Source organism: Bradyrhizobium campsiandrae, assembly GCF_014529705.1.
Lineage (GTDB): Bacteria > Pseudomonadota > Alphaproteobacteria > Rhizobiales > Xanthobacteraceae > Bradyrhizobium > Bradyrhizobium campsiandrae.
Map to the genome: position 1 here is coordinate 1 of NZ_JAANIH010000050.1, position 24306 is coordinate 24306.

The 24306-nt window shown below is 64.3% G+C and carries 27 protein-coding genes; 10 read left to right on the top strand and 17 right to left on the bottom strand.

Annotated elements, in window-relative coordinates; genetic code table 11:
* Positions 1-66: 66 nt before the first annotated feature.
* Positions 67-852: an SDR family NAD(P)-dependent oxidoreductase gene (locus tag G8O24_RS29910; protein WP_188105654.1), complete on the bottom strand. Its 786-nt coding sequence runs from the start codon at positions 850-852 to the stop codon at positions 67-69.
* Positions 853-1100: 248 nt separating this feature from the next.
* Here G8O24_RS29910 and G8O24_RS29915 point away from each other — a divergent pair, with 248 nt between their 5' ends.
* The 3 genes from G8O24_RS29915 to G8O24_RS29925 are packed head-to-tail and all read left to right on the top strand — an operon-like array spanning position 1101 to position 4200.
* The gene (locus tag G8O24_RS29915; protein WP_188105656.1) at positions 1101-2165 is read left to right on the top strand and encodes an acyl-CoA dehydrogenase family protein; all 1065 of its coding nucleotides are present in this window, start codon (positions 1101-1103) and stop codon (positions 2163-2165) included.
* Positions 2166-2181: 16 nt separating this feature from the next.
* Positions 2182-3342: an acyl-CoA dehydrogenase family protein gene (locus G8O24_RS29920; protein WP_188105658.1), complete on the top strand. Its 1161-nt coding sequence runs from the start codon at positions 2182-2184 to the stop codon at positions 3340-3342.
* Positions 3343-3381: 39 nt separating this feature from the next.
* Positions 3382-4200, top strand: coding sequence for an enoyl-CoA hydratase/isomerase family protein (locus G8O24_RS29925; RefSeq protein WP_188105660.1), 819 nt, complete (start codon positions 3382-3384; stop codon positions 4198-4200).
* 150 nt (positions 4201-4350) lie between these two features.
* Here G8O24_RS29925 and G8O24_RS29930 read toward each other — a convergent pair whose 3' ends face one another.
* Complete coding sequence (locus G8O24_RS29930; RefSeq protein WP_188105662.1) at positions 4351-5022, bottom strand: response regulator; 672 nt, start codon at positions 5020-5022, stop codon at positions 4351-4353.
* 305 nt (positions 5023-5327) lie between these two features.
* Here G8O24_RS29930 and G8O24_RS29935 point away from each other — a divergent pair, with 305 nt between their 5' ends.
* On the top strand, positions 5328-7031 hold the full coding sequence (locus tag G8O24_RS29935) for an MFS transporter (RefSeq protein WP_188105663.1): 1704 nt from the start codon (positions 5328-5330) through the stop codon (positions 7029-7031).
* 66 nt (positions 7032-7097) lie between these two features.
* On the opposite strand, the gene G8O24_RS29940 is transcribed toward G8O24_RS29935, so the two are convergent.
* The gene (locus G8O24_RS29940; protein ID WP_188105665.1) at positions 7098-7571 is read right to left on the bottom strand and encodes a secondary thiamine-phosphate synthase enzyme YjbQ; all 474 of its coding nucleotides are present in this window, start codon (positions 7569-7571) and stop codon (positions 7098-7100) included.
* Positions 7572-7756: 185 nt separating this feature from the next.
* A complete protein-coding gene (locus tag G8O24_RS29945) occupies positions 7757-8290 on the bottom strand; it encodes a hypothetical protein (RefSeq protein ID WP_188105667.1) in 534 nt (177 codons plus the stop codon).
* A gap of 371 nt (positions 8291-8661) precedes the next feature.
* Here G8O24_RS29945 and G8O24_RS29950 point away from each other — a divergent pair, with 371 nt between their 5' ends.
* The 5 genes from G8O24_RS29950 (at position 8662) to G8O24_RS29970 (ending at position 11300) form a co-directional block, all read left to right on the top strand.
* Positions 8662-9036, top strand: coding sequence for an AtpZ/AtpI family protein (locus G8O24_RS29950; protein ID WP_188105669.1), 375 nt, complete (start codon positions 8662-8664; stop codon positions 9034-9036).
* A gap of 114 nt (positions 9037-9150) precedes the next feature.
* Positions 9151-9900, top strand: coding sequence for a F0F1 ATP synthase subunit A (locus G8O24_RS29955; protein ID WP_188105671.1), 750 nt, complete (start codon positions 9151-9153; stop codon positions 9898-9900).
* A gap of 53 nt (positions 9901-9953) precedes the next feature.
* Positions 9954-10181, top strand: a complete 228-nt coding sequence (locus tag G8O24_RS29960; RefSeq protein ID WP_018643436.1) for a F0F1 ATP synthase subunit C — start codon at positions 9954-9956, stop codon at positions 10179-10181.
* Positions 10182-10242: 61 nt separating this feature from the next.
* Positions 10243-10809: a F0F1 ATP synthase subunit B gene (locus G8O24_RS29965; protein WP_188105673.1), complete on the top strand. Its 567-nt coding sequence runs from the start codon at positions 10243-10245 to the stop codon at positions 10807-10809.
* 5 nt (positions 10810-10814) lie between these two features.
* The gene (locus G8O24_RS29970) at positions 10815-11300 is read left to right on the top strand and encodes a F0F1 ATP synthase subunit B family protein (RefSeq protein WP_188105675.1); all 486 of its coding nucleotides are present in this window, start codon (positions 10815-10817) and stop codon (positions 11298-11300) included.
* 68 nt (positions 11301-11368) lie between these two features.
* On the opposite strand, the gene G8O24_RS29975 is transcribed toward G8O24_RS29970, so the two are convergent.
* The 5 genes from G8O24_RS29975 to G8O24_RS29995 form a co-directional block, all read right to left on the bottom strand.
* Positions 11369-12022: a hypothetical protein gene (locus G8O24_RS29975; protein ID WP_188105677.1), complete on the bottom strand. Its 654-nt coding sequence runs from the start codon at positions 12020-12022 to the stop codon at positions 11369-11371.
* A gap of 134 nt (positions 12023-12156) precedes the next feature.
* Entirely contained in the window at positions 12157-12744 is a 588-nt protein-coding gene (locus G8O24_RS29980; RefSeq protein WP_188105679.1) for a GNAT family N-acetyltransferase, read from the bottom strand.
* 54 nt (positions 12745-12798) lie between these two features.
* Positions 12799-14088 carry a M16 family metallopeptidase gene (locus tag G8O24_RS29985; protein ID WP_188105681.1) on the bottom strand — a complete coding sequence of 430 codons (1290 nt, stop codon included), beginning with the start codon at positions 14086-14088 and terminating at the stop codon, positions 12799-12801.
* Positions 14085-15503 carry a threonine synthase gene (gene thrC / locus G8O24_RS29990; RefSeq protein WP_188105683.1) on the bottom strand — a complete coding sequence of 473 codons (1419 nt, stop codon included), beginning with the start codon at positions 15501-15503 and terminating at the stop codon, positions 14085-14087. Before thrC ends, G8O24_RS29985 begins: the two co-directional genes overlap by 4 nt.
* Before the next feature lie 525 nt (positions 15504-16028).
* Positions 16029-16673, bottom strand: a complete 645-nt coding sequence (locus G8O24_RS29995; RefSeq protein WP_188105685.1) for a response regulator transcription factor — start codon at positions 16671-16673, stop codon at positions 16029-16031.
* Positions 16674-16760: 87 nt separating this feature from the next.
* Here G8O24_RS29995 and G8O24_RS30000 point away from each other — a divergent pair, with 87 nt between their 5' ends.
* Positions 16761-18095 (top strand): histidine kinase, encoded by a 1335-nt coding sequence (locus tag G8O24_RS30000; RefSeq protein ID WP_188105687.1) that lies wholly within the window; start codon positions 16761-16763, stop codon positions 18093-18095.
* Between the two features lie 40 nt (positions 18096-18135).
* On the opposite strand, the gene G8O24_RS30005 is transcribed toward G8O24_RS30000, so the two are convergent.
* The 8 genes from G8O24_RS30005 to ctaD all read right to left on the bottom strand — a co-directional run bounded on the left by G8O24_RS30005 (position 18136) and on the right by ctaD (position 24291).
* Complete coding sequence (locus tag G8O24_RS30005; protein ID WP_188105689.1) at positions 18136-18501, bottom strand: nuclear transport factor 2 family protein; 366 nt, start codon at positions 18499-18501, stop codon at positions 18136-18138.
* Between the two features lie 110 nt (positions 18502-18611).
* On the bottom strand, positions 18612-19376 hold the full coding sequence (locus tag G8O24_RS30010; RefSeq protein WP_188105691.1) for an SURF1 family protein: 765 nt from the start codon (positions 19374-19376) through the stop codon (positions 18612-18614).
* Complete coding sequence (locus G8O24_RS30015; RefSeq protein ID WP_188105693.1) at positions 19373-19774, bottom strand: DUF983 domain-containing protein; 402 nt, start codon at positions 19772-19774, stop codon at positions 19373-19375. The genes G8O24_RS30010 and G8O24_RS30015 overlap by 4 nt, the downstream gene beginning before the upstream one ends.
* 95 nt (positions 19775-19869) lie before the next feature.
* Positions 19870-20766, bottom strand: coding sequence for a cytochrome c oxidase subunit 3 (locus G8O24_RS30020; protein WP_188105695.1), 897 nt, complete (start codon positions 20764-20766; stop codon positions 19870-19872).
* Between the two features lie 65 nt (positions 20767-20831).
* On the bottom strand, positions 20832-21482 hold the full coding sequence (locus tag G8O24_RS30025) for a cytochrome c oxidase assembly protein (protein WP_188105697.1): 651 nt from the start codon (positions 21480-21482) through the stop codon (positions 20832-20834).
* A gap of 7 nt (positions 21483-21489) precedes the next feature.
* Positions 21490-21654 (bottom strand): cytochrome c oxidase system small membrane protein, encoded by a 165-nt coding sequence (locus tag G8O24_RS30030; protein WP_130363571.1) that lies wholly within the window; start codon positions 21652-21654, stop codon positions 21490-21492.
* A gap of 7 nt (positions 21655-21661) precedes the next feature.
* Positions 21662-22606, bottom strand: coding sequence for a heme o synthase (locus G8O24_RS30035; protein ID WP_188105699.1), 945 nt, complete (start codon positions 22604-22606; stop codon positions 21662-21664).
* Positions 22607-22671: 65 nt separating this feature from the next.
* Complete coding sequence (gene ctaD / locus G8O24_RS30040; protein WP_188105701.1) at positions 22672-24291, bottom strand: cytochrome c oxidase subunit I; 1620 nt, start codon at positions 24289-24291, stop codon at positions 22672-22674.
* Between the last annotated feature and the right edge of the window lie 15 nt (positions 24292-24306).

Below are 24306 nucleotides of genomic sequence, written 5' to 3' on the forward strand. Positions count from 1 at the left end.
GCTGCGGCGTATGGGTCCCGGCTTTCGCCGGGACGACAGCTTTGTTGACGTGCTAGCTGAACGCAATCACGTAATCAAATGCATCCCCGCATCCATGCGCACGACCTCGCCGGTCATGTTGCTGGAGGCCGGCATCGCCAGGAAGCAGACGAGCTGCGCGATGTCCTGCGCTGACGATGCGACCTTCAGCGGCACCTTCGCGATCACGCTGTCGCGCACCTGCTTGGCCTGCTCCTCGCCGCGGCCCTTGGTGAACCAGGGCGTGTCGATATAGCCGGGGCACACCGTGTTGACGCGGATCAGCGGCGCCAGCGCGCGCGACAGCGACAAGGTCATGGTGTTGAGCGCGCCTTTGCTCGCAGCATAGGCGATCGACGAGCCGACGCCGCTGATGCCGGCAACCGAGGACACGTTCACCACGGCGGACGGCCGCCCGGACGCCTTCGATCCGGCCTCGAGCAGGCTGCGCGCCGCGCGCACCATCTGGAACGGACCGATAGTGTTGACCCCGTAGAGCCGCTGAAAATCCTCCGCCGACAAGCCGTCGAGATCGGCATGGGCGACGTGCTTGGTGGTGCCGGCATTGTTGACGAGGATGTCGAGCCGGCCCCAGCCGCTCGCGGCGGCAACGATTCTGCGGCAATCATCATCCTTCGAGACGTCGCCCTGTGCGATCACGACGTCCGCGGCACCGGCCTTGCGGCAGAGCTCCGCGGTGGCCTCGGCTTCCTTCTGGCTCGACGAATAGTTGATGACGAGCCGCGCCCCGTTCGCGGCGAGAATTTCCGCGGTCGCCGCACCAAGTCCGGATGCGGACCCCGTCACGATTGCGCACAAACTGTCCTTGGCCATCCGGATGTCCTTCCCCTTGATTGATTGCCGGCTCCGCGAGCTCGCCTTGTTTAGCGAGTTTGCCGCGCCCTGCAAATCGAGCAAACTCCGCTAAGCGGAATTAGCCTGTCGCCCATGCCGGGGCCGCAGGTTGACCTGCGATCAACGCTTGTCAGGGCCATGGCTTTTTCAGATCATCGGGCGCAAGAAGAACCTGCGCGCCGCGCCTCTGGGGCAGGATGCGCCAATGGCAAAACACGGGGAACGCTGTGGCGGAGAGTGACAATATCGTCGTCGAGACCGCGGAGAAGATCTTCGCCGACCTCGCCGATCCGCAAACCATCAACAACGACAAGAAGGGTTCGTGGCAGGCGCCGCTGTGGCAGGCGCTGAGCGAAGCCGGGCTGCCCCTGTCCTGGGTGCCTGACGATCTCGGCGGCTCCGGCGCGAGCCTGGCCGACGGATTTGCCTTGCTGAACGCTGCAGGCCGTTTCGCCGTCGCGGTTCCCCTGGCCGAGACCATGCTCGCGGGCTGGCTGCTGGCGCAAGCCAAGCTCGCTTCGCCCGCAGGTGAGATGACGGTGGTGCCGGCCTCTCCAAGGGATCGCATCACGATCAATGCCGACGGCACGTTGTCTGGCCGCGCCCGCGGCGTGCCTTTTGCCAAAGCCGCGAAGCATTTTGCGGTGCTGGCGCATGGCGGGGACGGCGTCTCGATCGCCCTCGTCGATCCGAGCAAGACGCGAATCGAGCCCGGCCTCAATGTCGGTTACGACCACAACGATACCGTGACGCTCGACAAGGTGCAGCCGGTCGCCGTCAAAGCGGCGCCGAAGAGCGTCGACCAGACCACGCTGATGCTGATGGGAGGCGTTGCGCGCAGCCTGCAGATTGCGGGCGCGCTGGAATCGATGCTCGACATCTCCGTGCGCTATTCCAACGAGCGCGTTGCGTTCGAGAAGAAGATCTCGAAATTCCAGGCGGTGCAGCACAATCTCGCGCGTCTCGCCGGCGAATCCGCCGCAGCGCTCGCGGCCGCGACATCTGCCGCCGATGCCATCGCAAACGCAAAGTCCTTCGACGACGAAGTCTATCTCGAAGCCGCCTCGGCCAAGATCCGCTGCGCGGAAGCCGCGGAAAAAGGCGGCGGCATCGCGCATCAGGTGCATGGCGCGATCGGCTTCACCATCGAGCACATCCTGCATCGCTATTCGCTGCGGGCGCTGGCCTGGCGCGACGATTTCGGCTCGGAGAGCTATTGGGCCGTCGAGCTCGGCAAGCTCGTGGCACGTCGCGGCGCCGACGAATTGTGGCCGCTCGTGGCATCGCGCTGATCGGGGAAAGAGACACATGACCGCTGCCCTCCGTTTCGATCCGATCCGCCTGCCCGAGAAGTGCGAGCAGCTGCGCAAGGAAGTGCGCGCCTTCCTCGCCGAGGAAGCCGCCCGCGGGACCTTCGATACGAGCAAACCCAACCGCGAGGACACCGACGTGCCGGAATTCTGCCGCCGCGTCGGCGAACGCGGCTGGATCGGCATGACCTGGCCGAAGAAGTATGGCGGCCAGGAGCGCTCCTTCCTTGAGCGCTATGTTGTGACCGAGGAGATGCGCGTCGCCAACGCGCCGACGCGGCGCTTCTTCGTCGCCGACCGTCAGAGCGGCCCGGTGCTGCTGAAATATGCACCCGAGCACATCAAAATGGACATCCTGCCGCGCATCTGCAAAGGCGAGGTGTGCTTTGCCATCGGCATGAGCGAGCCCAATTCCGGCTCGGACCTGTTTGCCGCCAAGACGCGCGCGACCAAGACCGAGGGCGGCTATCTCATCAACGGCACCAAGATCTGGACCTCGTCGGCGCATATCGCCGACTACATGATCGCGATCTTCCGGACCTCGCCGCCGACCAAGGAAAACCGACGTCACGGCCTGACGCAGTTTCTGGTCAAGATGAAGCAGCCGGGCATCAAGGTGAACCCGATCGGCCAGATCACCGGGCAATACGAGTTCAACGAGGTCGTGTTCACCGACCACTTCATTCCCGATGATCACGTGCTCGGGGAAGTCGACGGCGCCTGGAAGCAGGCGACATCGGAGCTCGCCTATGAGCGTTCCGGGCCTGAACGCTTCCTGGAAACCTACTACGTGCTCACCGAGCTGGTCCGCGCGGTCGGCCCCGACCCGGATACGCGCAGCGCCGAGGGCATCGGCCGTCTCGTTGCACAGCTGCACACCATGCGCCGCATGTCGGTCTCGGTGGCGGGCATGCTGCAGGCCGGCAAGGAGCCGGTGGTCGAAGCCTCCATCGTCAAGGACATCGGCACGGTCTGGGAGCAGCAGCTTCCGCACCGCGTGCGCGACCTCGCCGCTTTCGTCGAGGAGACCGCGACCAATCGCGAGACGCTGGAGCGGCAGCTCGACTTCGCGATCAAGACCGCACCGAAACTCACCATCCAGGGCGGCACCACCGAGGTGCTGCGCGGCATCATCGCCCGCGGACTTGGTTTGCGCTAGTCGCGCGGACTTGGTCTGCGCTAACGCTTCGAGGACATCATGACCACCTACAAAGATATCGGCGTCGAGAAGGTCGGACACGTCGGCACCATCGAGATAAGGAGGCCGCCGCTCAATTTCTTCGACATCTCGCTGATCAACCAGATCGCGGATGCGCTCGACGAGTTCGACAGCGACATCGAGATCCGCGCCTCGGTGCTCTCGGCGCAGGGCAAGGCGTTCTGCGCCGGCGCCAATTTTGGCGATCCCGCGCGGCAGGCTCAGGAAGCGCAAGAGGCCGAGAAAAAGGCCAAGGGCGATCCCGCCGACAGCCTCGGACCGATCAACCACCTCTACATCCAGGCCGTGCGGATCTTCCGCGCCAAGAAGCCTATCGTCGCGGCCGTTCAGGGTGCAGCCATCGGTGGCGGCCTCGGACTCGCCGTATCGGCAGATTTCCGCGTCACCTGCCCGGAAGCGCGCTTCTCGGCGAATTTCACCAAGCTCGGCTTCCATCCCGGCTTCGGCCTGACGACGACGCTGCCCGAGCTGATCGGCAAGAACAACGCCGAGCTGATGTTCTACACCAGCCGCCGCGTCACCGGCGAAGAGGCCTATAAATGGGGTCTCGCCAACGAGCTGGTGCCGCAGGACCAGGTGAAATCAGCCGCGATGAAGCTCGCGGGCGAGATCGCCGAGTGTTCCCCGCTCGGCCTGCTCTCCACGCGTGCCACGATGCGCGCCGGCCTCGCCGACCGCGTCATGGCCGCGACCAATCACGAGCTCGCCGAGCAGACCCGCCTGCGCGCGACGGAAGATTTCAAGGAAGGCGTGAAGGCCACGGAAGAACGGCGCGTGGCGAATTTTAAGGGGCGGTGAGCGCGCTTCGCCGGATCGCTCCGGCGTCTCCAAAGTCTCCAATGTCGTCCCGGCGAAGGCCGGAATGACGACGCTGCTTGTGGTTGCTATTTCCGCCGCGCCACCAGCGCATCGACGATCGTCGCCCCCTGCACCTCCGGGTGCACCAGACTACCCCGTCGGCGTGCCCTGCTTCCACTGGCCGCCGGCGATCTTCGCCGCCGCGATCACCGCCTGGGTGCGGCTTTCGACGCCGAGCTTTTGCAGGATCGCCGAGACATGCGCCTTGATGGTCGCCTCGGAGACGCCGAGCTCATAGGCGATCTGCTTGTTGAGCAGTCCCTCCGACAGCATCATCAAGACCCGGACCTGCTGCGGCGTCAGCGTCACCAGGCGGTCGCGCAGGCGCGTCGTGTCGGGATCGGAGGCCGCGGACAGGTCGGTGTCAGCGGGAACCCAGACGTCGCCCTCCATCACCTTGAGGATGGCATCGCGCAGCGTCTCGACGCCGAACCGCTTCGGAATGAAACCGGAGGCGCCGAAATCGAGCGAACGGCGGATCGTCGCGCTGTCGTCGGAGGCCGAGACGATCACCACCGGGATGGCCGGATATTGCGCGCGCAGATAGATCAGGCCGGAGAAGCCGGAGATGCCGGGCATCGACAGATCGAGCAGGACCAGGTCGACGTCGGAAGTCTGTTCCAGGAGTTTCGTCAGGTCCTCGAAAGAGCCGGCTTCGTCGATCTTCGCCGTCGAGAGGACGCCCGCCACGGCCTGCCGCAGCGCATCACGGAACAGCGGATGGTCATCGGCAATGACGAGATGGGTGGAGGGAGCGCTCATCGATCTCTTGGTGACGTTCACTTCAGCGCCAGTAATCCTGTCGGGCGCGATGGTCAATTCTTCCCCGGCTGGCCGTGGCATGCAAGGGCACATTATTCCTTTGCCGGAAAGGGGTTAATCCGAGAGCCACGCACGAGGGCCTGCACTATAGATCCGCACCGTCAGTTGCGCGTCAGTGCGAAAGGCCGAAAGTCGTATTGGGACGCGTTTCACGCCGATGTTACCTTGGCGCCAAGACCCAGGGTGATCCGGTATGTCCGGACAGCCGGGACGTGAGGAAATGATATTCGGGGAGCGCATTCACGATGTCCACAATGGCTGCAACGTCGGCTCGGTCGACCGGCATGACGAAGGATGAGCGGTTCGTCATCCTCGCCTCGTCGCTAGGTACCGTCTTCGAGTGGTACGACTTCTATCTCTACGGATCGCTGGCCGGCATCGTCGGCACGCAATTCTTCACCATCGCCGGCGCCGACGGTAAGCCGATGTTCGACCAGGCCACGCGCGACATCTTCGCGCTGCTGGCCTTTGCGGCGGGCTTCCTCGTCCGTCCGTTCGGCGCGATCGTGTTCGGACGCATTGGCGACATCGTCGGCCGCAAATACACCTTCCTCGTCACCATCCTGATCATGGGTATGTCGACCTTCATCGTCGGCCTGCTGCCGGGTGCCGCGCAGATCGGCATCGCGGCCCCGATCATCCTGATCGGCCTGCGCCTACTGCAGGGCCTCGCGCTCGGTGGTGAATATGGTGGTGCGGCGACCTATGTCGCCGAGCACGCACCGCCCGGCAAACGCGGTTATTACACCTCGTTCATTCAGACCACGGCGACGCTCGGCTTGTTCCTGTCGCTGCTGGTGATCCTGTTCACCCGCACCGCGACCGGTGAGCCGGGCTTTGCCGGAGCTCCGGGCGCCTATTGGGGCGGCTGGCGCATTCCGTTCCTGGTGTCGGTCTTCCTGCTCGGCATCTCGGTCTGGATCCGTATGCGCCTCAACGAATCGCCGGTCTTCCAGCGCATGAAGGAGGAAGGCAAGACCTCCAAGGCGCCGCTGACGGAAGCCTTCGCAAACTGGAGCAACGCCAAGATCGTGATCCTCGCCCTGATCGGCCTCACGATGGGTCAGGCGGTGATCTGGTACACGGGCCAGTTCTACGCCCTGTTCTTCCTGCAATCGATCCTGAAGGTCGACGGTTACACCGCCAACCTGCTGATCGCCTGGTCGCTGCTGCTCGGTACCGGCTTCTTCCTGGTGTTCGGCGCGCTGTCCGACCGGATCGGCCGCAAGCCGATCATCCTGGCGGGCTGCCTGATCGGTGCACTGACCCTGTTCCCGATCTTCAAGATGATCTCGTCCAACGCCAACCCGGCGCTGGAAAAGGCCTATGAGACGGTCAAGGTGCAGGTGGTGGCGGATCCCGCAGGCTGCGGCGATCTGTTCAACCCGGTCGGCACCCGCGTCTTCACGGCGCCTTGCGACACGGCACGCGCCTTCCTGGCCCAGTCGTCGGTGAAGTACTCGACGGTTCCGGGACCGGCGGGCGCGGTGAAGATCCTCGTCAACGACAAGGAAGTGCCTTACACCGACGCCAAGACGTCGAACCCGGCGATCACCGCGGCAGTGCTGGCGGCGGGCTATCCGAAGGCGAGTGATGCGGGCATCGTCAAGATGTCGAACCCGTTCGACATCTTCCGTCCGCAGGTGGCGGCCCTCATCGGTCTGCTGTTCATCCTCGTGGTCTACGTCACCATGGTGTACGGCCCGATCGCGGCGATGCTGGTCGAACTGTTTCCGACCCGCATCCGCTACACCTCGATGTCGCTGCCCTACCACATCGGCAACGGCTGGTTCGGCGGCCTCTTGCCCGCGACCGCTTTCGCGATCACCGCATCGACCGGCGATATCTATTCCGGCCTGTGGTATCCGGTCGTGTTCGCGCTGATCACGGCCGTGATCGGCTTCCTCTTCGTGCCTGAAACGAAGGACGTCGACATCACCAAGATGTAAGTCGCCTCGACACGCCGCTAACACGAACCGGCCGCGGAGCGATCCGCGGCCGGTTTGCTTTTGAGGCTATCGATTGCTGCCGATGAATTGCAGCACGATCTCGCGCCGGTGCGGACGGGCGCGGTGCTCGATCAGATAGATCGCCTGCCAGGTGCCGAGCGCGAGCTTGCCGCCCAGCACCGGCAGCTGCAGCGACGTCTGCGTCAGCATCGTCTTGACGTGCGCCGGCATGTCGTCCGGCCCTTCGGTGTCGTGCGTCCACGGCACATTCTCCGGCGCCAGCCGGGCCAGCGCCGTGGTGAGATCGACCAGCACGGAAGGATCGGCGTTTTCCTGGATCGTCAGCGACGCCGAGGTATGGCGGATGAACAGCGTCAGCGCGCCGTCGCGGGCATGCGCCTCGCTCACGAATTTTGCCACCTCGCCGGTGAGATCGGTGAAGCCGCGGCCCTTCGTCTGCACGGTGAGCAGCGATGAGATGATGGTGGTGGTTTGCACCGAGGATGGTGCCGAGCGTGAGATGGATTTGGATGATGTCATGAACGGTCTCTCAACTCGGTAGGCTGCCGTAGGGTGGGTTAGCCTTGCGACCGCAGGAAGCGAGGTTCGCTGGGCGTAACCCACCTCTTTGTTTCCACGTAGAGAGAGAAGTGGTGGGCTACGCCTTGCGGATTGCGCTTCGCGCAGCCGCACGGCTAACCCACCCTACGGCACCGCGTCGCGCGTCAAATCTTCCCCGACACGTCCTTCTGCACGCGGTTGGCCATGTCGATCAGCCGGCGCCAGGCCTTTTCCAGGAACGACATCGCGCGGTCGAGGTCCTGGTCGCTCGGCAGGGGAATCTCGAGCTTGCGCTCGCCCTCGGCGACCTTTGGCTCTCTTGCTTGCGGTTCGGGCTTCTTCAGGGGATCGGATTTCGGCAGCGCCTCGTCGATCTTGCCCGATACGGTCGGCCCGGCCGCGAACTGTCCCTTGAGCCTCTCGACCTCGGCCTGGAGCCGGCCGATCTCGGCATCGAGCGCGGATCGCTCATCGGGCACGGCGTAGCAGGCCCAGCCGGCGTCGTTCCTGGTGCAGGTCGAAACCGCACCGGTGCGGGTGTCGAGCCGCAGTACGCCGTCGGGGATCGGCGTCATGCTATAGCGGCCATTGTCGCCATCGGGCGCCGATTGCGCGGCCACGAGGCCGCCGCTGACCATGGTGACAACAACAATCGCCGCAGCACACCATGAAGTTGTGGATGATTTCGCCGGCTTCATCGTGCTCTCCGCCACATCCCCGGAAATTGTACACCCCGGCGGATGACGGCGCATCGTCCACCCGCGCGAATCCGCCGCCAAAACCGCAACCGCGACATCAACGAGGGCCGCCGTGGATTCGCTCCCGAAAGTTGCGGCAAAAATGTCGAGCATATTGGCGGATCACGCAACGAGCTGCTGCGGTGCGGCGTCACGCTGTGTGCAGCGCTGGCGCGCAAGGCAATATATGCAATTAAATCAGCTACATAACCGAACACGACGCGATCGTGACTTGGCTTGACTTGATTATGTGCGGTCAGTATGGTCCGCGCGGCTTTTGAGGGTGGCGGGCGTAATTTCCATTCAACCGCAGCGTTTCGGGTCTTCGTGGCATGGCTCAAGACACGGGACACGGCGAGAATGGAAATCGCGATAGATCGCCCGAGGAAGCTGCGCTTTCCGAACGGCTCGGAAATCTTGATCAGCGGTTGTCCGAATTTCGCGGCCGCCACGTCAAGACCGAGCAACCCGCAGGTGACGGTGGAGACGGAGCGGCCAGAGCCTCGGCGATGGCGCTTGGTTTTCGGTTATCCTCCGAGTTGGTCGCCGGTGTCGCTGTCGGGGCGGGGATTGGCTGGGGTTTCGACCGTTTGCTGTCGACGTCGCCCTTCGGATTCATCGTGTTCCTGCTGCTGGGCTTCGTCGCCGGGGTGGTGAATGTGGTGAGATCAGCAGGCGCGGGTCGGAACAGGCGCGGCGGTTCGTAGCCGATCCGACAAGAGGAGAGGAAGTGATCGCGCCGGCTTTGCCGGTGCGCGCCGGCCCGGCCGGCAGACCGAGACCCGCCGGCATCGCCCGGCAGACCAAGAGATGCCGCGCCGATGAAAATCGATCCGATCCACCAGTTCAACATCGAGCCTCTCTTCACGATCGGCCATATCGGCCATCAAACGATCGCTTTCACCAATTCATCGCTCTACATGCTGGTGGCCGTCGCCATCATCTCGATCCTGATGCTGGCCAGCGGTACGCAGCTTGTTCCGGGCCGCCTGCAGTCGGTCGCCGAGATCTCCTACGAGTTCGTCGCCTCAACCATCCGCTCGACGGCCGGCGCGGAAGGTATGAAGTTCTTCCCGCTGATCTTCTCGCTGTTCATGTTCATCTGCGTCTCGAACCTGGTCGGCATCATTCCCTACACCTTCACGATCTCGAGCCATCTGATCGTCACCGCGGGGCTGGCGCTTCTGGTGTTCTTCACCGTGCTGATCTACGGCGTCGCCAAGAACGGCGTGAAGTTCTTCAAGATTTTCGTTCCCCACGGCGTCCCCGGCTACGTGCTGCCGCTGGTCATGTTCATCGAGGTCCTGTCGTTCTTCCTGCGCCCGGTCTCGCACAGCATTCGTCTGTTCGCCAACATGCTGGCCGGCCACATCGCGCTGAAGGTATTCGCCGGCTTCGTCGCCATGCTGGGCTTCTCGCTCGGCGCCATCGGCTGGGTCGGCGGCGTGCTGCCGCTGGCGCTCACGATCGCGCTGTACGCGCTCGAGATCCTGGTCGCATTCCTGCAGGCCTATGTGTTTGCGATCCTGACCTGCATCTACCTCAACGACGCCATTCATCCGGGACACTGAGCGGTCCGGGGAATTTCCACCCAAAACCCAATCTTTCTTCCAAGGAGTCTAAAATGGATCCGGCAGCAGCAAAACTTATCGGCGCGGGCATCGCGTGCATCGGCATGGGCGGTGCGGGCGTCGGCGTGGGCGTGATCTTCGGCAACTACCTCGCCGCAGCCGTCCGTAACCCGTCGGCCGCTCAGGGCCAGTTCGGCAACCTGATCTTCGGCTTCGCCGTGACCGAAGCGCTCGGCATCTTCTCGCTGCTGATCGCGCTGCTTCTGCTGTTCGTTTTCTGAAGAACGACTTCTTTCGCGCCGCTTCATCCGAAGCGGCGCGTGACAGCAACAGGAGTACTCCATGGCCGAGAGTCATGGCGGGGCGAAAGGTCCAGCGACCGACGCCCACACCGAAGCCGATGGCGGTCATCACAGCGGCGGCTTTCCGCCGTTCGAGAGCAGCACCTTTGCGTCGCAGCTGGTGTCGCTCGCGATCTTCTTCGTCCTGCTTTACGTGATCGTGTCCAAGCTCGCTTTGCCGAAGGTCGGCGGTGCGATCGAGGCGCGTCAGAGCAAGATCGAGGGTGACCTTGCCGAGGCGCAGAAGCTGAAGGACCAGTCCGAGGCGGCGCTGAAGGCCTATGAAGGCGAGCTCGCTTCGGCGCGTTCGCGGGCACAGGCGATCGGCAACGAGTCCCGCGACAAGGCGAACGCGCAGGCGGAAGCCGAGCGCAAAGCGCTGGAAGAGCAGCTGTCGGCCAAGCTCGCCGAGGCGGAAAAGACCATCGCCTCGACCCGCGCGACCGCCATGAGCAACGTCCGCGGCATCGCGTCCGATGCGGCAGGCACCATCGTGCAGCAGCTCACCGGTGTCGTTCCGGATGCGGCGTCGGTCAATGCCGCCGTTGATGCGTCCTTGAAGGGTTAGTCGATATGTTCTTCGATCCTGAAACCTGGGTCGCCGTCGCCTTCGTGATCCTGATGGTCGTGTTCGGCTATCTCGGGATCTTCAAGTCGGCGCTGACTGCGCTCGACCATCGCGCCGACCGCATCAAGGCCGAACTCGACGACGCGACGCGTCTCAAGCAGGAAGCCGCCAAGGTGCTCGCCGACTACAAGGCGCGCAGCGCTTCGGCCGAACGCGAGGCCGCCGACATCATCGCCAACGCCAAGGCCGAAGCCGAGCGCATCGCGACCGAAGCTAAGGCGAAGATGGAAGACTTCGTCGCCCGCCGCACCAAGACCGCGGAGAGCAAGATCGCATTGGCCGAGGCCCAGGCGCTGGCCGATGTGCGCGCCGCAGCCGCCGAAGCCGCCGTCCAGGCCGCCTCGACGATCCTGTCGCAGTCGGTCAAGGGCCAGGTCGCCGACGATCTGCTCGCCAAGGGCATCACCGAGGTTCGGCAGAAGCTGAACTGAGCGGCTCGGCCTCACCCGTCAAAAAAGCCGGCGCTGATAGCGCCGGCTTTTTTGTTCTGCGATTGTGTTTACTTCTTCTTCCCGCGCGGCTTCGGCTCGGGCGAGAGCGCCTGCGGGTCGAAGCCGACATAGAAGATGTAGGTATCGGCGACGGCAGCCGACGGCACCGGATAGGACAGGTCCTCGGCGACGAAGGTGAACGGCACGCTGCCGTTCTCGGACATCTCGACCGTGGTGCGATAGGCCTTCGAGGCGATCACCTTCTCGCCGACGCCGCCCTGCACGACGGCGACGCGCAACGGGACCTCGACCGTGGAAGGCGCGCCGGCAGGGCCGGCGATGACGCGGCCCTGGATGCCGATCCGCGCCGTGATCTCGCCGCCGTTGCGGACGCATTCTCGCGCCATCTTGCTGATCGAGGCCTGGAAGCGCACGTCGTTGCCGACCGCCGGCTTGCCGGTCGCCCCGACGCCGTAGGTGGATGCGCCCGCGCGCACCGTGACCTGCGGGCAATCGATGTCGTCATCGGCCGGCGGCCCGCCTGGCGCGGACGGCGGCTTGGCCTGGGCAGGCTCGTCGGATTTGCCGCCGAACAGGCTCTTGAACCGGTCGGTCAGCGACTGCGCGGCCACCGGCGAGACACTCGCCAACGAGATCGACAGCGCCAGCGCGATCACCGGGCCCCGCCGCAGCGCATTCCGCAATGATCGAAGCTCATTCATGAACGGCAGTACTCCATGACGACAATTCCGACCGATCGGCCAGATCGTGCGGGTTATATCGCCAAAATCGGCGATCCCAAGGCGAGAAAACGAGGCCCGAAAAAAGACTGCTGTCTGCGCGGACGGAGACCGGCTCAGCCGCGGAAATCCTCATGCAGCAGGCCGAACAGCAGATGGTCCTGCCAGATCCCGTTGATGCAGAGATAACGGCGCGCCAGTCCCTCGCGGGAGAAGCCGCACTTCTCCAGCACCCGGATTGAAGGCGCATTGGTGGGGATACAGGCTGCCTCGACCCGATGCAGGTTGAGCTCGCCGAACAGCGTCGGCAGCAGCACCCGCAGTGCCGCCGTCATGTAGCCGCGATGGGCGTGGGGCTGGCCGACCCAATAGCCGATGGTGCCGGCCTGAACGATGCCGCGCCGGACATTGGCGAGCGTGATGCCGCCGACCATGGCGCCGTCGAGCTCGCGGAAGATCAGAAAGGGATAGGAGCGGTCCGCGGCGATGTCCTCGGAATAGCGGCGCAGACGACGGCGGAAGCCGGACCGGGTCAGATCGTCCGACGGCCAGATCGGTTCCCACGGCGTCAGATAATCGCGGCTGGCCTCGCGCAGATGCGCCCATTGCAGGAAATCCGACATCTGCGGCGCGCGCAGCAACAGGCCGTTGCCGCGGGGGGCGAGAGCAGCAGGTCCACTGGATGGCAGTCGAAAGAGGGCCATGGTGATGCTTCCCGGGCGGGCCCCGCCAGCGCGGCGCCTAGTGCAGCCGCGCCTTTAGTGGAGCCGAGCTTTGACGCGCGCCCGGGTCAATCCTTCCGCAAAAGACACCGCCGTGTCCAGACCCCTGCCGCTGCCTAATGCGACAACTGCAGGGCGGCTGCGCGAAAGCAGTGCACGCGCCGCGTCCCGGGTCGATTCGATGCTGACAGCATCGATCCGGGCCACCAGCTCCTGCACCGTCTGCGGCCGGCCATAGGCCAGCACGTGCCGGGCGAGCTGCTCGGCGCGCGAGGAGCAGCTCTCCAGCGCCATCAAGAGGCCCGCCTTCATCTGGGCCTTGGCCCGCGCAATCTCGGCCTCGGTCAGGGTCTCGACCGAATCATTCATGATGTCGACCACGACCTCCATCATTTCAGGCGCATCGGCCGGATCGGTGCCGGTGTAGAGGCCGAAGAAACCGGTGTCGGTATAGGGGGCGTGGAAGGAGTAGATGGAGTAGCAGAGGCCGCGCTTCTCGCGCACCTCCTGGAACAGCCGCGACGACATTCCGCCGCCGAGGATGTTGGTGAAGACCTGGAGCGAGAACAGCGACAGATCGGTCTGGGGCACGCCTTCCAGCGCCAACGTCAGATGCGCCTGTTCGAGCTCGCGATGCACGACCTTGGTGCCGCCCTTGCCGAACTGGGCCGCCTGCGGCTTCGGCCCTGCCGTTGCCTCGAAGCTTGCAAAGCGCTTCTCGGCCTCGGCGACGACCTGGTCGTGATCGACGGCACCGGCCGCCGCGACGACCATGTCAGGGCCGCGGTAATGCGTCGAGAGGTAGTTGCGCAGGGAGTCGCGATTGAAGCTTTTAAGCGTCTTGGCGGTGCCTAGCAGCGAGCGGCCCATCGGCTGGTCGGGATAGCAGAGCTCGTTGAGATGCTCGAACACGACGTCGTCGGGGGTGTCCTGGGCCGCGCCGATCTCCTGCACGATGACGTTCTTCTCGCGCTCGAGCTCGTCGGGCTCGAAAGCGGGATTGGCCAGGATGTCGGACAGCACGTCGAGCGCCAGCGGCACATCGGCCTTCATCACCCGGGCGTAATAGGAGGTCGTCTCGGTCGAGGTGCCGGCATTGAGGTCGCCGCCCACGGCCTCGATCTCCTCCACGATCTCGCGCGAGGAACGTCCGGTGGTGCCCTTGAACGCCATATGTTCCAAGAGATGCGAGATGCCATGCTCGTTCGGCTTCTCGTCGCGGCCGCCGACGCCGGCCCAGACGCCGAGCGCCGCGGTCTCCAGGTGGGGCATGTTGTCGGTGACGACGGTCAGGCCGGAGGCAAGCTTGGAGATCTCGACGCTCATCCGGCAACTCCCTGTTTTGCGGCCCGGCTGACCGACAGCACGAACCGCTCCACCTCGCTCTGATCGTTCTTCATCACCTTCATGTGTTCGGATTTGGTCATGAGACCGTCGAGCCAGGCCGGCAGTTGCGGCCGCTGGCCGCAGGCGGCCTCGACGGCATCAGGGAATTTGGCGGGATGCGCAGTCGAGAGCACGATATTGGGCACGGTCGTGTCGGTGGTGTCGCGGTCGGCGACCGCCAGCGCCACGGCGGTGTGGGGATCGACGAGCTCGCCGGCCTCGCGCCAAGCGGCGCGGATCGCAGCCGCGGTCTCGGTCTCGTCGGCGCGGCCAGCATCGAACTCTTCGCGGATGGCGGCGAGCGTCGCATCCGGCAGCACGAAGCGGCCCGACTGCTTGAGCTGCTCCATCAACCGGCGCACGGCGGGCGCATCGCGCTTGCTCGCTTCGAACAGCAGCCGCTCGAAATTCGAGGAGATCTGGATGTCCATCGAGGGCGAGGCGGTCGCGTGCACCTCGCGCACCTCGTAGATGCCGGTCTTGAGCGTACGCGCGAGGATGTCGTTGACGTTGGCGGCAATGCGGAGCGTGCGGACTGGAAGACCCATGCGCTTGGCGACGTAGCCCGCAAAAATGTCGCCGAAATTGCCGGTCGGCACGATGAAATCCACAGCACGCGCCGGCGCGCCGGCGGCCACCGCGGAGGTAAAATAATAGACGACCTGCGCGACGATCCGGGCCCAGTTGATGGAATTGACACCGGACAGCGAGGTCGCATCGCGGAAGCGATGGTTGTTGAACATCCCCTTCACCAGCGCCTGGCAGTCGTCGAAATTGCCCTCGATGGCGAGCGCGTGGACATTGGCCGCCCCCGTCGTCGTCATCATGCGCTGCTGCACCTCGGAGATGCGCCTGTGCGGGAACAGCACGATGAGATCGACATTCTCGAGGCCGGCGAAGGCTTCGACCGCGGCACCGCCAGTGTCGCCTGACGTCGCGACCACGATGGTGGTGCGCTGGCCGCGCTTGGCGAGCACGTGGTCCATCAGCCGCGAGATCAGCTGCATTGCCACGTCCTTGAAGGCGAGCGTCGGACCGTGAAACAGCTCCAGCACGAATTGGTGCGGCGACATCTGGCGCAGCGGCACCACGGCCGGATGACGGAAGGTGGCATAAGCTTCGTTCGCCATGCGACCGAGTTCGGCGTCCGAAATCTCGCCGCCGACAAAGGGGCGGATGACATCGACGGCGACCTCCCAATAGGGGCGGCCGAAGAAACCGGCGATGGTCTCGGTCGATAGCAGCGGCCAGGTCACCGGCACATACAGGCCGCCGTCGCGGGCAAGCCCGGTCAGCATCACGTCGCAGAAGCCAAGCTCAGGGGCCTCGCCCCGGGTGGAGATATAACGAGTCAAACTGTCCTCCAAAGGCTGGTCCGGCCTAATCCGCACCCTAAGCCTTTGATTTCATGATGTTCCTAGTTCCTGAGCCAGAGGCTTCCGGCACCATAGAGTGTTTTGCCGGGCCGCACCATGCCCAACGAAAAAGGGCTGCGGCGATGCCGCAGCCCTTCTCTTGGAAGGTCTGTCGTTGTTGTGCAGACCCGGTTATCCGTAACGGGGCGCCTCCCCGAAAATCGCTGGGTTCGACCTATCGTCACCTGTCACGAGATCGTCAAGACCAAAAACAGCGCTGGGCGCCAAATGTTCCAGTTTTTCCCGATCTACCCCGGCCGTGGCGATCGTCGGACTGGCCGCAGCGCCGCCTCCTTGCCGCTTTTTCCCAAATAACGCATCGATCGTGGAACGAAGGTCACGGCGACCCATTATGTCGGCGGATCGGATCAGCCGTCGTCCACACATTGCCCGGACGAGCGGCGCGGCCGTTTCCTCGACTGAACCGGCTGCATCCTGGAGCAGCCGGTTCAGTCTCTGGCGGTGTCAGTTCATGCCGATTTCGACCGCGATCCGGATCAGGTCGGAGTGGTTCTTGGCGCCGAGCTTCTGCTTGAGCAGCGAGGTGGTATTGGCCACCGTCTTATAGGAGATGCCGAGCGCCGCGGCGACCTCGACGATCTTGTTGCCGCGCCCGAGCAGGCGGAGAATCTCGAGCTCCCGTGGCGTCATCTGCGAGGCCGGATTGGCCTTGATCGCAGCGCCGGAGAACGTGACGGCCTCCGCAAGCTGCGGCGAGATGAAATTGTCGCCCGCGACCACCTTGCGTACGGCCTTGAGCAGGATCCGGGGATCGTCGCCCTTGGAAACATAGCCCTGGGCCCCGAGCTCCACCGCGCGGACCACGAAAGCGGGATCATCGTTCATGCTGAACATAATGATCTTGGCGTCCGGGTCGTCCTTGCGGATCCGCCGCATCAACTCGAAACCGGAGACATCGGGCAGGCTGATATCGATGACCGTCACGTCGGGGCGCCTGCTGATATAGGCGCGGTGTCCGGATCTGGCGTCGCTCGCCTCGTCGATGCGGATCGAATGGTCGGACGCAAACAGCGTGCGACACCCTGATAGGACCACGGGATGATCGTCCACGATCAGAACTTTGGTCGCCGGCTTGGCGGTATCTTGCATCGCGCGCTCTCTGTTTTTTTCGACTCATAGACCGCCGGGAACAAATGGAAAGAGAAAATTCCGAGATTGCGCGTTAGAATTGACCTAATGTGGCGGCGGCTCTCGTTCAGAACCCAACTGTTCCTTCCGCTCGGCTTGAGCTTTCTCGCCGCGCTGGCCATGGGCGGTGTCCTGCTCCAGACATTCGCGACAGGTCAGCTCGCCGACGAGAGCGATCCAGGCCGGCGCTCGACACAGACGATCGCTGCCGCGCTCAACAGCGCTCTCGCCGCCTCGGATGATCCACGGAAAGTGCTCGACGCGTTCGTTCGCTCGCTGGATCCCTCCTCCGATACCCAATTCCGCCCCGTGGAGGCAGGTTCTCTGCCCTCTGCGAAGGATGGCCTGCGGGAGGTGCATGGCGTGCCGCGATGGTTCGTCGATCTGATCGCCGTCCCGGACATGAACGCGGCGTCTCCCGTCATCATCGACGGCAGGCATGTCGGCGACATCGTGTTCATGCCCGACCTGTCGGCCGACCTGTTCGAGAAATGGATCGGCCTACTGGCTCTGGCAGGCCTCATTGCCGTGCTGATGATCCTGACCGGAACGATTGCCTACCTGTTCGCCGGATCCGCGCTACGGCCCCTGCAGGATCTCGGCGCGGGCCTCACCCGTATCCGGCGCGGCGATTATGCGACGCCGATCCCGGTCGCGGGGCCGCCGGAAATCCAGCAGAGCTGCGAGGAGGCCAACGCCCTTGCGGCAACACTCGCGCAATTGAGCCAGGACAATCGCGATCTCCTGCATCGGCTGGTGTCGCTCCAGGACGATGAGCGGCGCGACCTTGCCCGCGAGCTGCATGACGAGCTCGGCCCGCTGCTGTTCAGCATCCGTGCCGGCACGATCGCGCTGAGCGAGGCCTCGCCGCAGACGGAACATCTCGACAACTCCGTGCAAGAGGTGATGCGATCGGTCGAGGCGCTGCAGCAGACCAACCGCCGCATTCTCGACCGGCTGCGGCCGCTCTACATCGAGGACCTCGGGCTTGAGGCCAGTGTGCAGACGCTGCTCCGGAACTTTCGCAGACAGGCGCCGCATATTGGCCTCGCTGCGACGATCGATCCCGGTCTCAACGGAATCGACGGGCCGCTGGCCCAGACCGTCTATCGCGTGATCCAGGAGGCACTGACCAACGTGCTGCGCCACGCCGACGCGAACAATGTCCATGTGGAGGCGGCAATATCGGGCGATGTGCTCACAATCGATGTTTGCGATGACGGCGCCGGCTTTCCCGAGGGCAACGTCTTCGGCCGCGGCTTGACCGGCATGCATGAGCGCGCGCGCGCGCTCAGCGGATCACTGTCACTGCTGCGCGCGGATGCACGAACCCATGTGCGTTGCCGGCTTCCGCGTGGCGAAGGCCCGATCTCAACCCAATGATCTTTCCGGAAAACCGCTTCGCACTTTTCCGGATCATGCCTTAGCACGCGCCGCAATCGTGCGAGCCCTGCTGCGCCGGTTCGCACAGCGTGCTGTGGATCTTGCCTTCCGCGCTGAAGCGAAACGAGGCGCGAATACGCAGCGCCCCCGCGATCGAATATTCGAGATCAACACCATTCTGCGCCGGATGAATCTCCTCGAGGCCGAATCCCACCGACGCGAACGCGCTGAGCTTCGGTCCCCAATAGCTCTCGAGCTCGCTGCGGCCGCGATAGAGACGCGTCCCATTGCACGTGCATTCCAGTTCGGCATCGTCGGCATAAAGGTCGAGGAGCGCCACGAGGTCGCCTTTGCGGCAGGCATCCACCCAATCGACGACTATTCCCATCTGATCGAAATCGCGCACGCCATGAATCCTGTCTGCCGCGAAAAATATTTTCGGTGCGGCTTAGGATCACCCTCGTGAATATGCGCTGAATAATAAAGTCCGGGCGATTCCGGGTTCCTTCCGGGAACCTACGGAGCCGCGCCGCCCTGCCGACGCCCTCTCAGCCAGACGACAAACGCAATCAGCACCGCACCGGCAAGCGCGAACCACGTGATGGCATATTGCAGGTGGTCGTCCTTCAGATGCACGTCGAGCGGCCCTGGACGTGGAATGCCGCTTTCGGGCACGGGCTGCTCGAGGTCGACATAGAACGGCGCGACTGCGCCCCAATGAAGCGCGCTTGCGATCGCCAGATGATCGCGCACGAACCACAACCGCTTGTCGCGGTTCTCCGCCGGCGTGAGCCATCCCGGCGCTTCCGGAAAGCGCAGATAGCCCGTGAGCGCGACGGGCGCACCGGTGGCGAGCTTTTTCACGGCGCGGTCCTCAACACTGCGATCCTGCATCGTGTTCTCGACGAAGCCAGCATCGATCACGACGATCTCGCCGCCCGGCAGCCTCGCCGGCAGGAACGCCCAGGTGCCGGGACCGGAGGCATCCTTGCGCACCGCCGAGCCGGACGAATAGACCATCGCATCCGGCGACGCCGAGTAGGTCGCGGTGAAACTGACGCGGCGAAATTCGTCACGCGCGGGCGTCAGCGCGGCCCATTGCGCCGGCGGCGGCAGCGCGACTGGCGCGGCCGCAAGACGTTCGGTTAGGGCGGCAATCAGTTCATGCTTGGCGGTGCGACGCTGCAATTGCCAGAGCCCGAGCGCGACGAAGGCCGCCATCAGCAGAAGCGTGAACAGCATGAAGCCGGCCACGCGTGGCTTGCGCGCCGCCTCGTTCATTTCGCGCGGTCGACCAGCCGGCCCGGCGCCGCCTTGTGGTGGAATTGCAGTGCGATCAGCAGCGACTTCATCGCGCGCAGCGGCAGCAGCGTGGTCGCAAGGATCAACGGCAGCCACAGCACCGCGTGCAGCCAGAATGGCGGCTGATACTTGACCTCGACAACCAGCGCGCAGCCCACCACGATCGCACCGGCGAGCATGATGATGAAGATCGCGGGGCCGTCGCCGGAATCGATGAAGGCATAGTCGAGGCCGCAGCGGTCACAGGACGGCGCCAGCGTCAGGAAGCCTGCATAGAGCTTGCCCTCGCCGCAGCGCGGACATTTGCAGGCGAGCCCACGCAGCGCGCTTTGCAGGACGGTGGGCTGAGTTTCGGGAGTGCCGGCGGTTTCGTTCATGATGCGCAAGTCTATCACAGTTCGGCGGAGGCCTTGGTCACCGGAAAGAGAAAGGGCGGCCCTGCGGCCGCCCCTTCCCGATCGATCATCGCGGCTCAGTGCGCGCCGTGAGCCATGGTCTCGGCGCCGTGTCCCCAGACATAGATGCACAGGAACAGGAACAGCCAGACCACGTCGACGAAGTGCCAGTACCAGGCGGCGAACTCGAAGCCGAGATGCTGGGTCGGCGTGAAGTGCCCGGCATAGGCGCGGAACAGGCAGACCAGCAGGAAGATTGTGCCGACCAGCACGTGGAAGCCGTGGAAGCCGGTCGCCATGAAGAAGGTCGCGCCGTAGACGTTGCCGGCGAACGAGAACGCAGCGTGGCTGTATTCGTAGGCCTGCACGCAGGTGAACGTCGCGCCCAGCAGGACCGTGAGGATCAAGCCATATTTCAGACCCTGGCGGTCGTTCTCGAGCAGCGCATGGTGCGCCCACGTGACGGTGGTGCCGGACGTCAGCAGGATCAGCGTGTTGAGCAGCGGCAGATGCCAGGGATCGAAGGTCTCGATGCCATGGGGCGGCCAAGTGCCCGGCACCGCGCAGGCGCCGGCCGCCGTGCCGAGACCGCAGCCGAACACCGCGTCGCGAGTGGCGTGGACGGCGTCGGCCGGGAACAGCGCTGCGTTGAAATAGGCCCAGAACCAGGCCACGAAGAACATCACCTCTGAGGCGATGAACAGGATCATGCCGTAGCGGTGATGGAGCTGCACGACGCGGGTGTGGTCGCCCTTGTACTGGGCTTCCTTGATCACGTCGCCCCACCAGCTCGCCATGGTGTAGAGCACGCCCACGGTGCCGACGCCGAACACGATCGGTGCGGCCGAGAACATGTGATGCATCCACGAGATCGCGCCGACCGCCATGATGAAGGCCGAGACGGAGCCGACCGCCGGCCACGGAGAGGGATCGACCAGATGGTAGTCGTGATGCTTGCCTTGCGCGGTAGCCATTGCGGTCTGTCTCCTCAATCCCGTGCCGATCAGGCACTTATCCCCTTATTCCAGCCCTCAAGCCGTCAACCCGGCGGCTGGAGATTTCCCTTGCGCTTGTCGTCGTCGCCGGATGCCAGCGGCTTCACCACCGGATCCTTCACCGGATAGAACGTGTAGGACAGCGTGATGGTGTTGAGCCCGTCATTGTCGTGATCGTTGACGATCGACGGGTCGACGTAGAACACCACGGGCATCTCGCGCTTTTCGCCGGGCGCCATGGTCTGCTCGGTGAAGCAGAAGCAGTTGATCTTCTGGAAATACGCCCCGACTGTCAGCGGCGCGACATTGTAGGCGGCCTGGCCTGCGGTGGTGCGCGCGGCCTGGTTGGTCACGGTGTAATAGATCGTCGTGACCTGGCCGATATTGACCTCGACCTCGGTCTGTTCGGGCTCGAACTTCCAGGGCAGGCCGGGCGCGACGTTGGAATCGAAGCGCACCGCGATCTTCCGAGCGATCGGACCGGTCGCCGGCGCTGAGGTCGCGACCTGGGTCGTGCCGTTGAAGCCTGTGGCGCGGCAGAACCAGTTGTAGAACGGCACCGCTGCGTAGGACGCGCCGACCATCAAGGCGACCACGCCGCCGCAGATCGAGGCGACCAGCACATCGCGGCCCAGGCCCCGGCCCTTGCCGGCCGTGTGGCTCTGATCCTGCGCTATGGTCGGCTCTCGATCCATCTCTCTCTCACATTGGGCGAACTAGAACTGCCGGTCCCTTGACCATGGTGACGGCGAAAAACAGGACGACGAGAACGCCGAGCGCCAAAGCAATTGCAATGGAGCGCTGACGACGGCTCTTCTGCTGCGCCTCGGTGAGGACGATTCCATCCGGCTCGGGTTTGTCAGCCATTCCTGCCTCATGCGCCCCATGCCATCGGCGCGAGCGCCCGAAACGCGACCTCGGCCAGCAGGGTCGCGAACAGCGCGAACAGATACAGGATCGAGAAGGCAAACAGCTTTCGCGTCGCGCGCAGCGACGCAGCTCGCGTCCGTCGCATGTAGACGTTGATCGCGAGCACCAGCATGCCGGCGCCGAGGATCAGCGAGACCACGCCATAGACAGCGTCGAAATAGCCAAGCGCCCAGGGCGCGGCCGCCACCGCGATCAGCACGATGGTGTAGAGCAGGATCTGGAGACGGGTCGCGTCGGGGCCGGCGACATTGGGCAGCATCGGAATGCCGGCGCGGGCGTAGTCGTCGGAGCGGAACAGTGCCAGCGCCCAGAAGTGCGGCGGCGTCCAGAAGAAGATGATGGCGAACAGCAGCAGCGGCTCAACGTCGATCGTGCCGGTCACCGAAGCCCAGGCCACCACCGGCGGCAGCGCGCCGGCGGCGCCACCGATCACGATGTTCTGCGCGGTCCAGCGCTTCAGGCCGATCGTGTAGATGACGACGTAGAAGAAGATGGTGAAGGCCAGCAGCGCGCCCGCGATCCAGTTGACGAGGATGCCGAGCGTCATCACGGCGAAAAACGCGAGGGTCATGCCGAACGCCATCGCCTCGGGCCGGGTGATGCGGCCGCGCGGGATTGGCCGGTTCGCGGTGCGCGACATCTTGGCGTCGATATCGCCCTCCAGCGCCATGTTGAGCGCGCCGGAAGCGCCGGCGCCGACGGCGATGCAGAGCAGCGAGGTGATCGCCAGAACCCAGTGGAAGTGCCCGGGCGCCATTGCCATCCCGACCAGAGCGGTGAAGATCACGAGCGACATCACCCGCGGCTTGAGCAGCGCAAGGTAGTCACCAACCTCCGCTTCGGAGATGCGGGGATTGATGTCGATGGCGTTCTGATCGAGGACGGACACTTAAACCTACTCGTTTCGTTGTAGAGCCGCGGCGCCCGTCACGGACGCCGCGGGAGTTTTGTCGCTTACTGCACGCGGGGCAGCACTTCGAACTGATGGAAGGGCGGCGGCGAGGACAGCGTCCATTCCAGCGTGGTGGCGCCCGCACCCCAGGGATTGTCGCCAGCCGGCACCTTTTTCGCGAACGCGTCGATCACGCAATAAAGGAAGATCAGCACGCCGAAGCCGGAGATGTAGGAGCCGATCGAGGAGATCAGGTTCCAGCCGGCGAAGGCATCCGGATAGTCGACATAGCGGCGCGGCATGCCAGACAGGCCGAGGAAGTGCTGCGGGAAGAACACCAGGTTGACGCCGATGAAGGTGACCCAGAAGTGCAGCTTGGCGAGCGACTCGTTGTACATGTAGCCCGACATCTTCGGGAACCAGTAGTACCAGCCGGCGAAGATCGCGAACACGGCGCCGAGCGACAGCACGTAGTGGAAGTGCGCGACGACGTAGTAGGTCTCCTGCAACACGCGGTCGACGCCGGCATTCGCCAGCACGACGCCGGTGACGCCACCGACCGTGAACAGGAAGATGAAGCCTACCGCCCAGATCATCGGGGCGCGGAATTCGATCGAGCCGCCCCACATCGTGGCGATCCACGAGAAGATCTTCACGCCGGTCGGAACCGCGATGACCATGGTCGCCGCAACGAAATAAGCCTGCGTCGCCGAGGACATGCCGACCGTGTACATGTGGTGCGCCCACACCACGAAGCCGATGCCACCGATCGCGACCATGGCGTAGGCCATGCCGAGATAGCCGAACACGGGCTTGCGCGAGAAGGTGGAGACGATCTGGCTGATCATGCCGAAGCCGGGCAGGATCAGGATGTACACTTCGGGGTGACCGAAGAACCAGAACAGGTGCTGGAACAGCACGGGGTCGCCGCCGCCGTCGGGCGCGAAGAACGTCGTGCCGAAATTGCGGTCGGTCAGCAGCATGGTGATCGCACCGGCGAGCACCGGCAGCGACAACAACAGCAGGAACACCGTCACCAGGATCGACCACACGAACAGCGGCATCTTGTGCAGGGTCATGCCGGGCGCGCGCATGTTGAAGATCGTGGTGATGAAGTTGATGGCCCCTAAGATCGACGAGGCGCCCGCCAGATGCAGCGACAGGATCGCGAAGTCGACGGCCGGGCCCGGATGACCGGTGCTCGACAGCGGCACATACATGGTCCAGCCGGCGCCGACACCGTTGGCACCCGGCTCGCCCTCGACGAAGGTCGACAGCAGCAACAGGGCGAAGGAGGCCGGCAGCAGCCAGAACGAGATGTTGTTCATGCGTGGGAACGCCATGTCGGGCGCACCGATCATCAGCGGGACGAACCAATTGCCGAAGCCGCCGATCATCGCGGGCATGACCATGAAGAAGATCATGATCAGGCCGTGCGAAGTCACGAACACGTTATAGGTGTGCGTTTCGTGGAATATCTGCACGCCCGGATACATCAACTCGGCACGGATCGCGACCGACATCGCGGCACCGATGATGCCCGCGATGACCGCGAAGACCAGGTACATCGTGCCGATGTCCTTGTGGTTGGTCGAATAGACGTAGCGCCGCCATCCGGTCGGATGGGCGTGCTCGTCATGTCCGTGGGCGTGATCGCCGTGTGCCGCTGCGCTCGTTGCCATTTTCAAATCCTGCCT

What these genes read in the sequence shown, in the direction of transcription:
- G8O24_RS30030 (WP_130363571.1), bottom strand. Translation starts at nt 21,654, where the DNA reads ATGGCTGACAAACCCGAGCCGGATGGAATCGTCCTCACCGAGGCGCAG.
- G8O24_RS29925 (WP_188105660.1), top strand. Translation starts at nt 3,382, where the DNA reads ATGACCACCTACAAAGATATCGGCGTCGAGAAGGTCGGACACGTCGGC.
- G8O24_RS29945 (WP_188105667.1), bottom strand. Translation starts at nt 8,290, where the DNA reads ATGAAGCCGGCGAAATCATCCACAACTTCATGGTGTGCTGCGGCGATT.
- G8O24_RS29935 (WP_188105663.1), top strand. Translation starts at nt 5,328, where the DNA reads ATGTCCACAATGGCTGCAACGTCGGCTCGGTCGACCGGCATGACGAAG.
- G8O24_RS29950 (WP_188105669.1), top strand. Translation starts at nt 8,662, where the DNA reads ATGGCTCAAGACACGGGACACGGCGAGAATGGAAATCGCGATAGATCG.
- G8O24_RS30020 (WP_188105695.1), bottom strand. Translation starts at nt 20,766, where the DNA reads ATGGCTACCGCGCAAGGCAAGCATCACGACTACCATCTGGTCGATCCC.
- G8O24_RS29930 (WP_188105662.1), bottom strand. Translation starts at nt 5,022, where the DNA reads ATGAGCGCTCCCTCCACCCATCTCGTCATTGCCGATGACCATCCGCTG.
- G8O24_RS29920 (WP_188105658.1), top strand. Translation starts at nt 2,182, where the DNA reads ATGACCGCTGCCCTCCGTTTCGATCCGATCCGCCTGCCCGAGAAGTGC.
- G8O24_RS29965 (WP_188105673.1), top strand. Translation starts at nt 10,243, where the DNA reads ATGGCCGAGAGTCATGGCGGGGCGAAAGGTCCAGCGACCGACGCCCAC.
- G8O24_RS30010 (WP_188105691.1), bottom strand. Translation starts at nt 19,376, where the DNA reads ATGAACGAGGCGGCGCGCAAGCCACGCGTGGCCGGCTTCATGCTGTTC.
- G8O24_RS29960 (WP_018643436.1), top strand. Translation starts at nt 9,954, where the DNA reads ATGGATCCGGCAGCAGCAAAACTTATCGGCGCGGGCATCGCGTGCATC.
- G8O24_RS29910 (WP_188105654.1), bottom strand. Translation starts at nt 852, where the DNA reads ATGGCCAAGGACAGTTTGTGCGCAATCGTGACGGGGTCCGCATCCGGA.
- G8O24_RS29995 (WP_188105685.1), bottom strand. Translation starts at nt 16,673, where the DNA reads ATGCAAGATACCGCCAAGCCGGCGACCAAAGTTCTGATCGTGGACGAT.
- G8O24_RS30015 (WP_188105693.1), bottom strand. Translation starts at nt 19,774, where the DNA reads ATGAACGAAACCGCCGGCACTCCCGAAACTCAGCCCACCGTCCTGCAA.
- G8O24_RS29940 (WP_188105665.1), bottom strand. Translation starts at nt 7,571, where the DNA reads ATGACATCATCCAAATCCATCTCACGCTCGGCACCATCCTCGGTGCAA.
- G8O24_RS29955 (WP_188105671.1), top strand. Translation starts at nt 9,151, where the DNA reads ATGAAAATCGATCCGATCCACCAGTTCAACATCGAGCCTCTCTTCACG.
- G8O24_RS30000 (WP_188105687.1), top strand. Translation starts at nt 16,761, where the DNA reads ATGTGGCGGCGGCTCTCGTTCAGAACCCAACTGTTCCTTCCGCTCGGC.
- G8O24_RS29975 (WP_188105677.1), bottom strand. Translation starts at nt 12,022, where the DNA reads ATGAATGAGCTTCGATCATTGCGGAATGCGCTGCGGCGGGGCCCGGTG.
- G8O24_RS29970 (WP_188105675.1), top strand. Translation starts at nt 10,815, where the DNA reads ATGTTCTTCGATCCTGAAACCTGGGTCGCCGTCGCCTTCGTGATCCTG.
- G8O24_RS30025 (WP_188105697.1), bottom strand. Translation starts at nt 21,482, where the DNA reads ATGGATCGAGAGCCGACCATAGCGCAGGATCAGAGCCACACGGCCGGC.
- ctaD (WP_188105701.1), bottom strand. Translation starts at nt 24,291, where the DNA reads ATGGCAACGAGCGCAGCGGCACACGGCGATCACGCCCACGGACATGAC.
- G8O24_RS29980 (WP_188105679.1), bottom strand. Translation starts at nt 12,744, where the DNA reads ATGGCCCTCTTTCGACTGCCATCCAGTGGACCTGCTGCTCTCGCCCCC.
- G8O24_RS29985 (WP_188105681.1), bottom strand. Translation starts at nt 14,088, where the DNA reads ATGAGCGTCGAGATCTCCAAGCTTGCCTCCGGCCTGACCGTCGTCACC.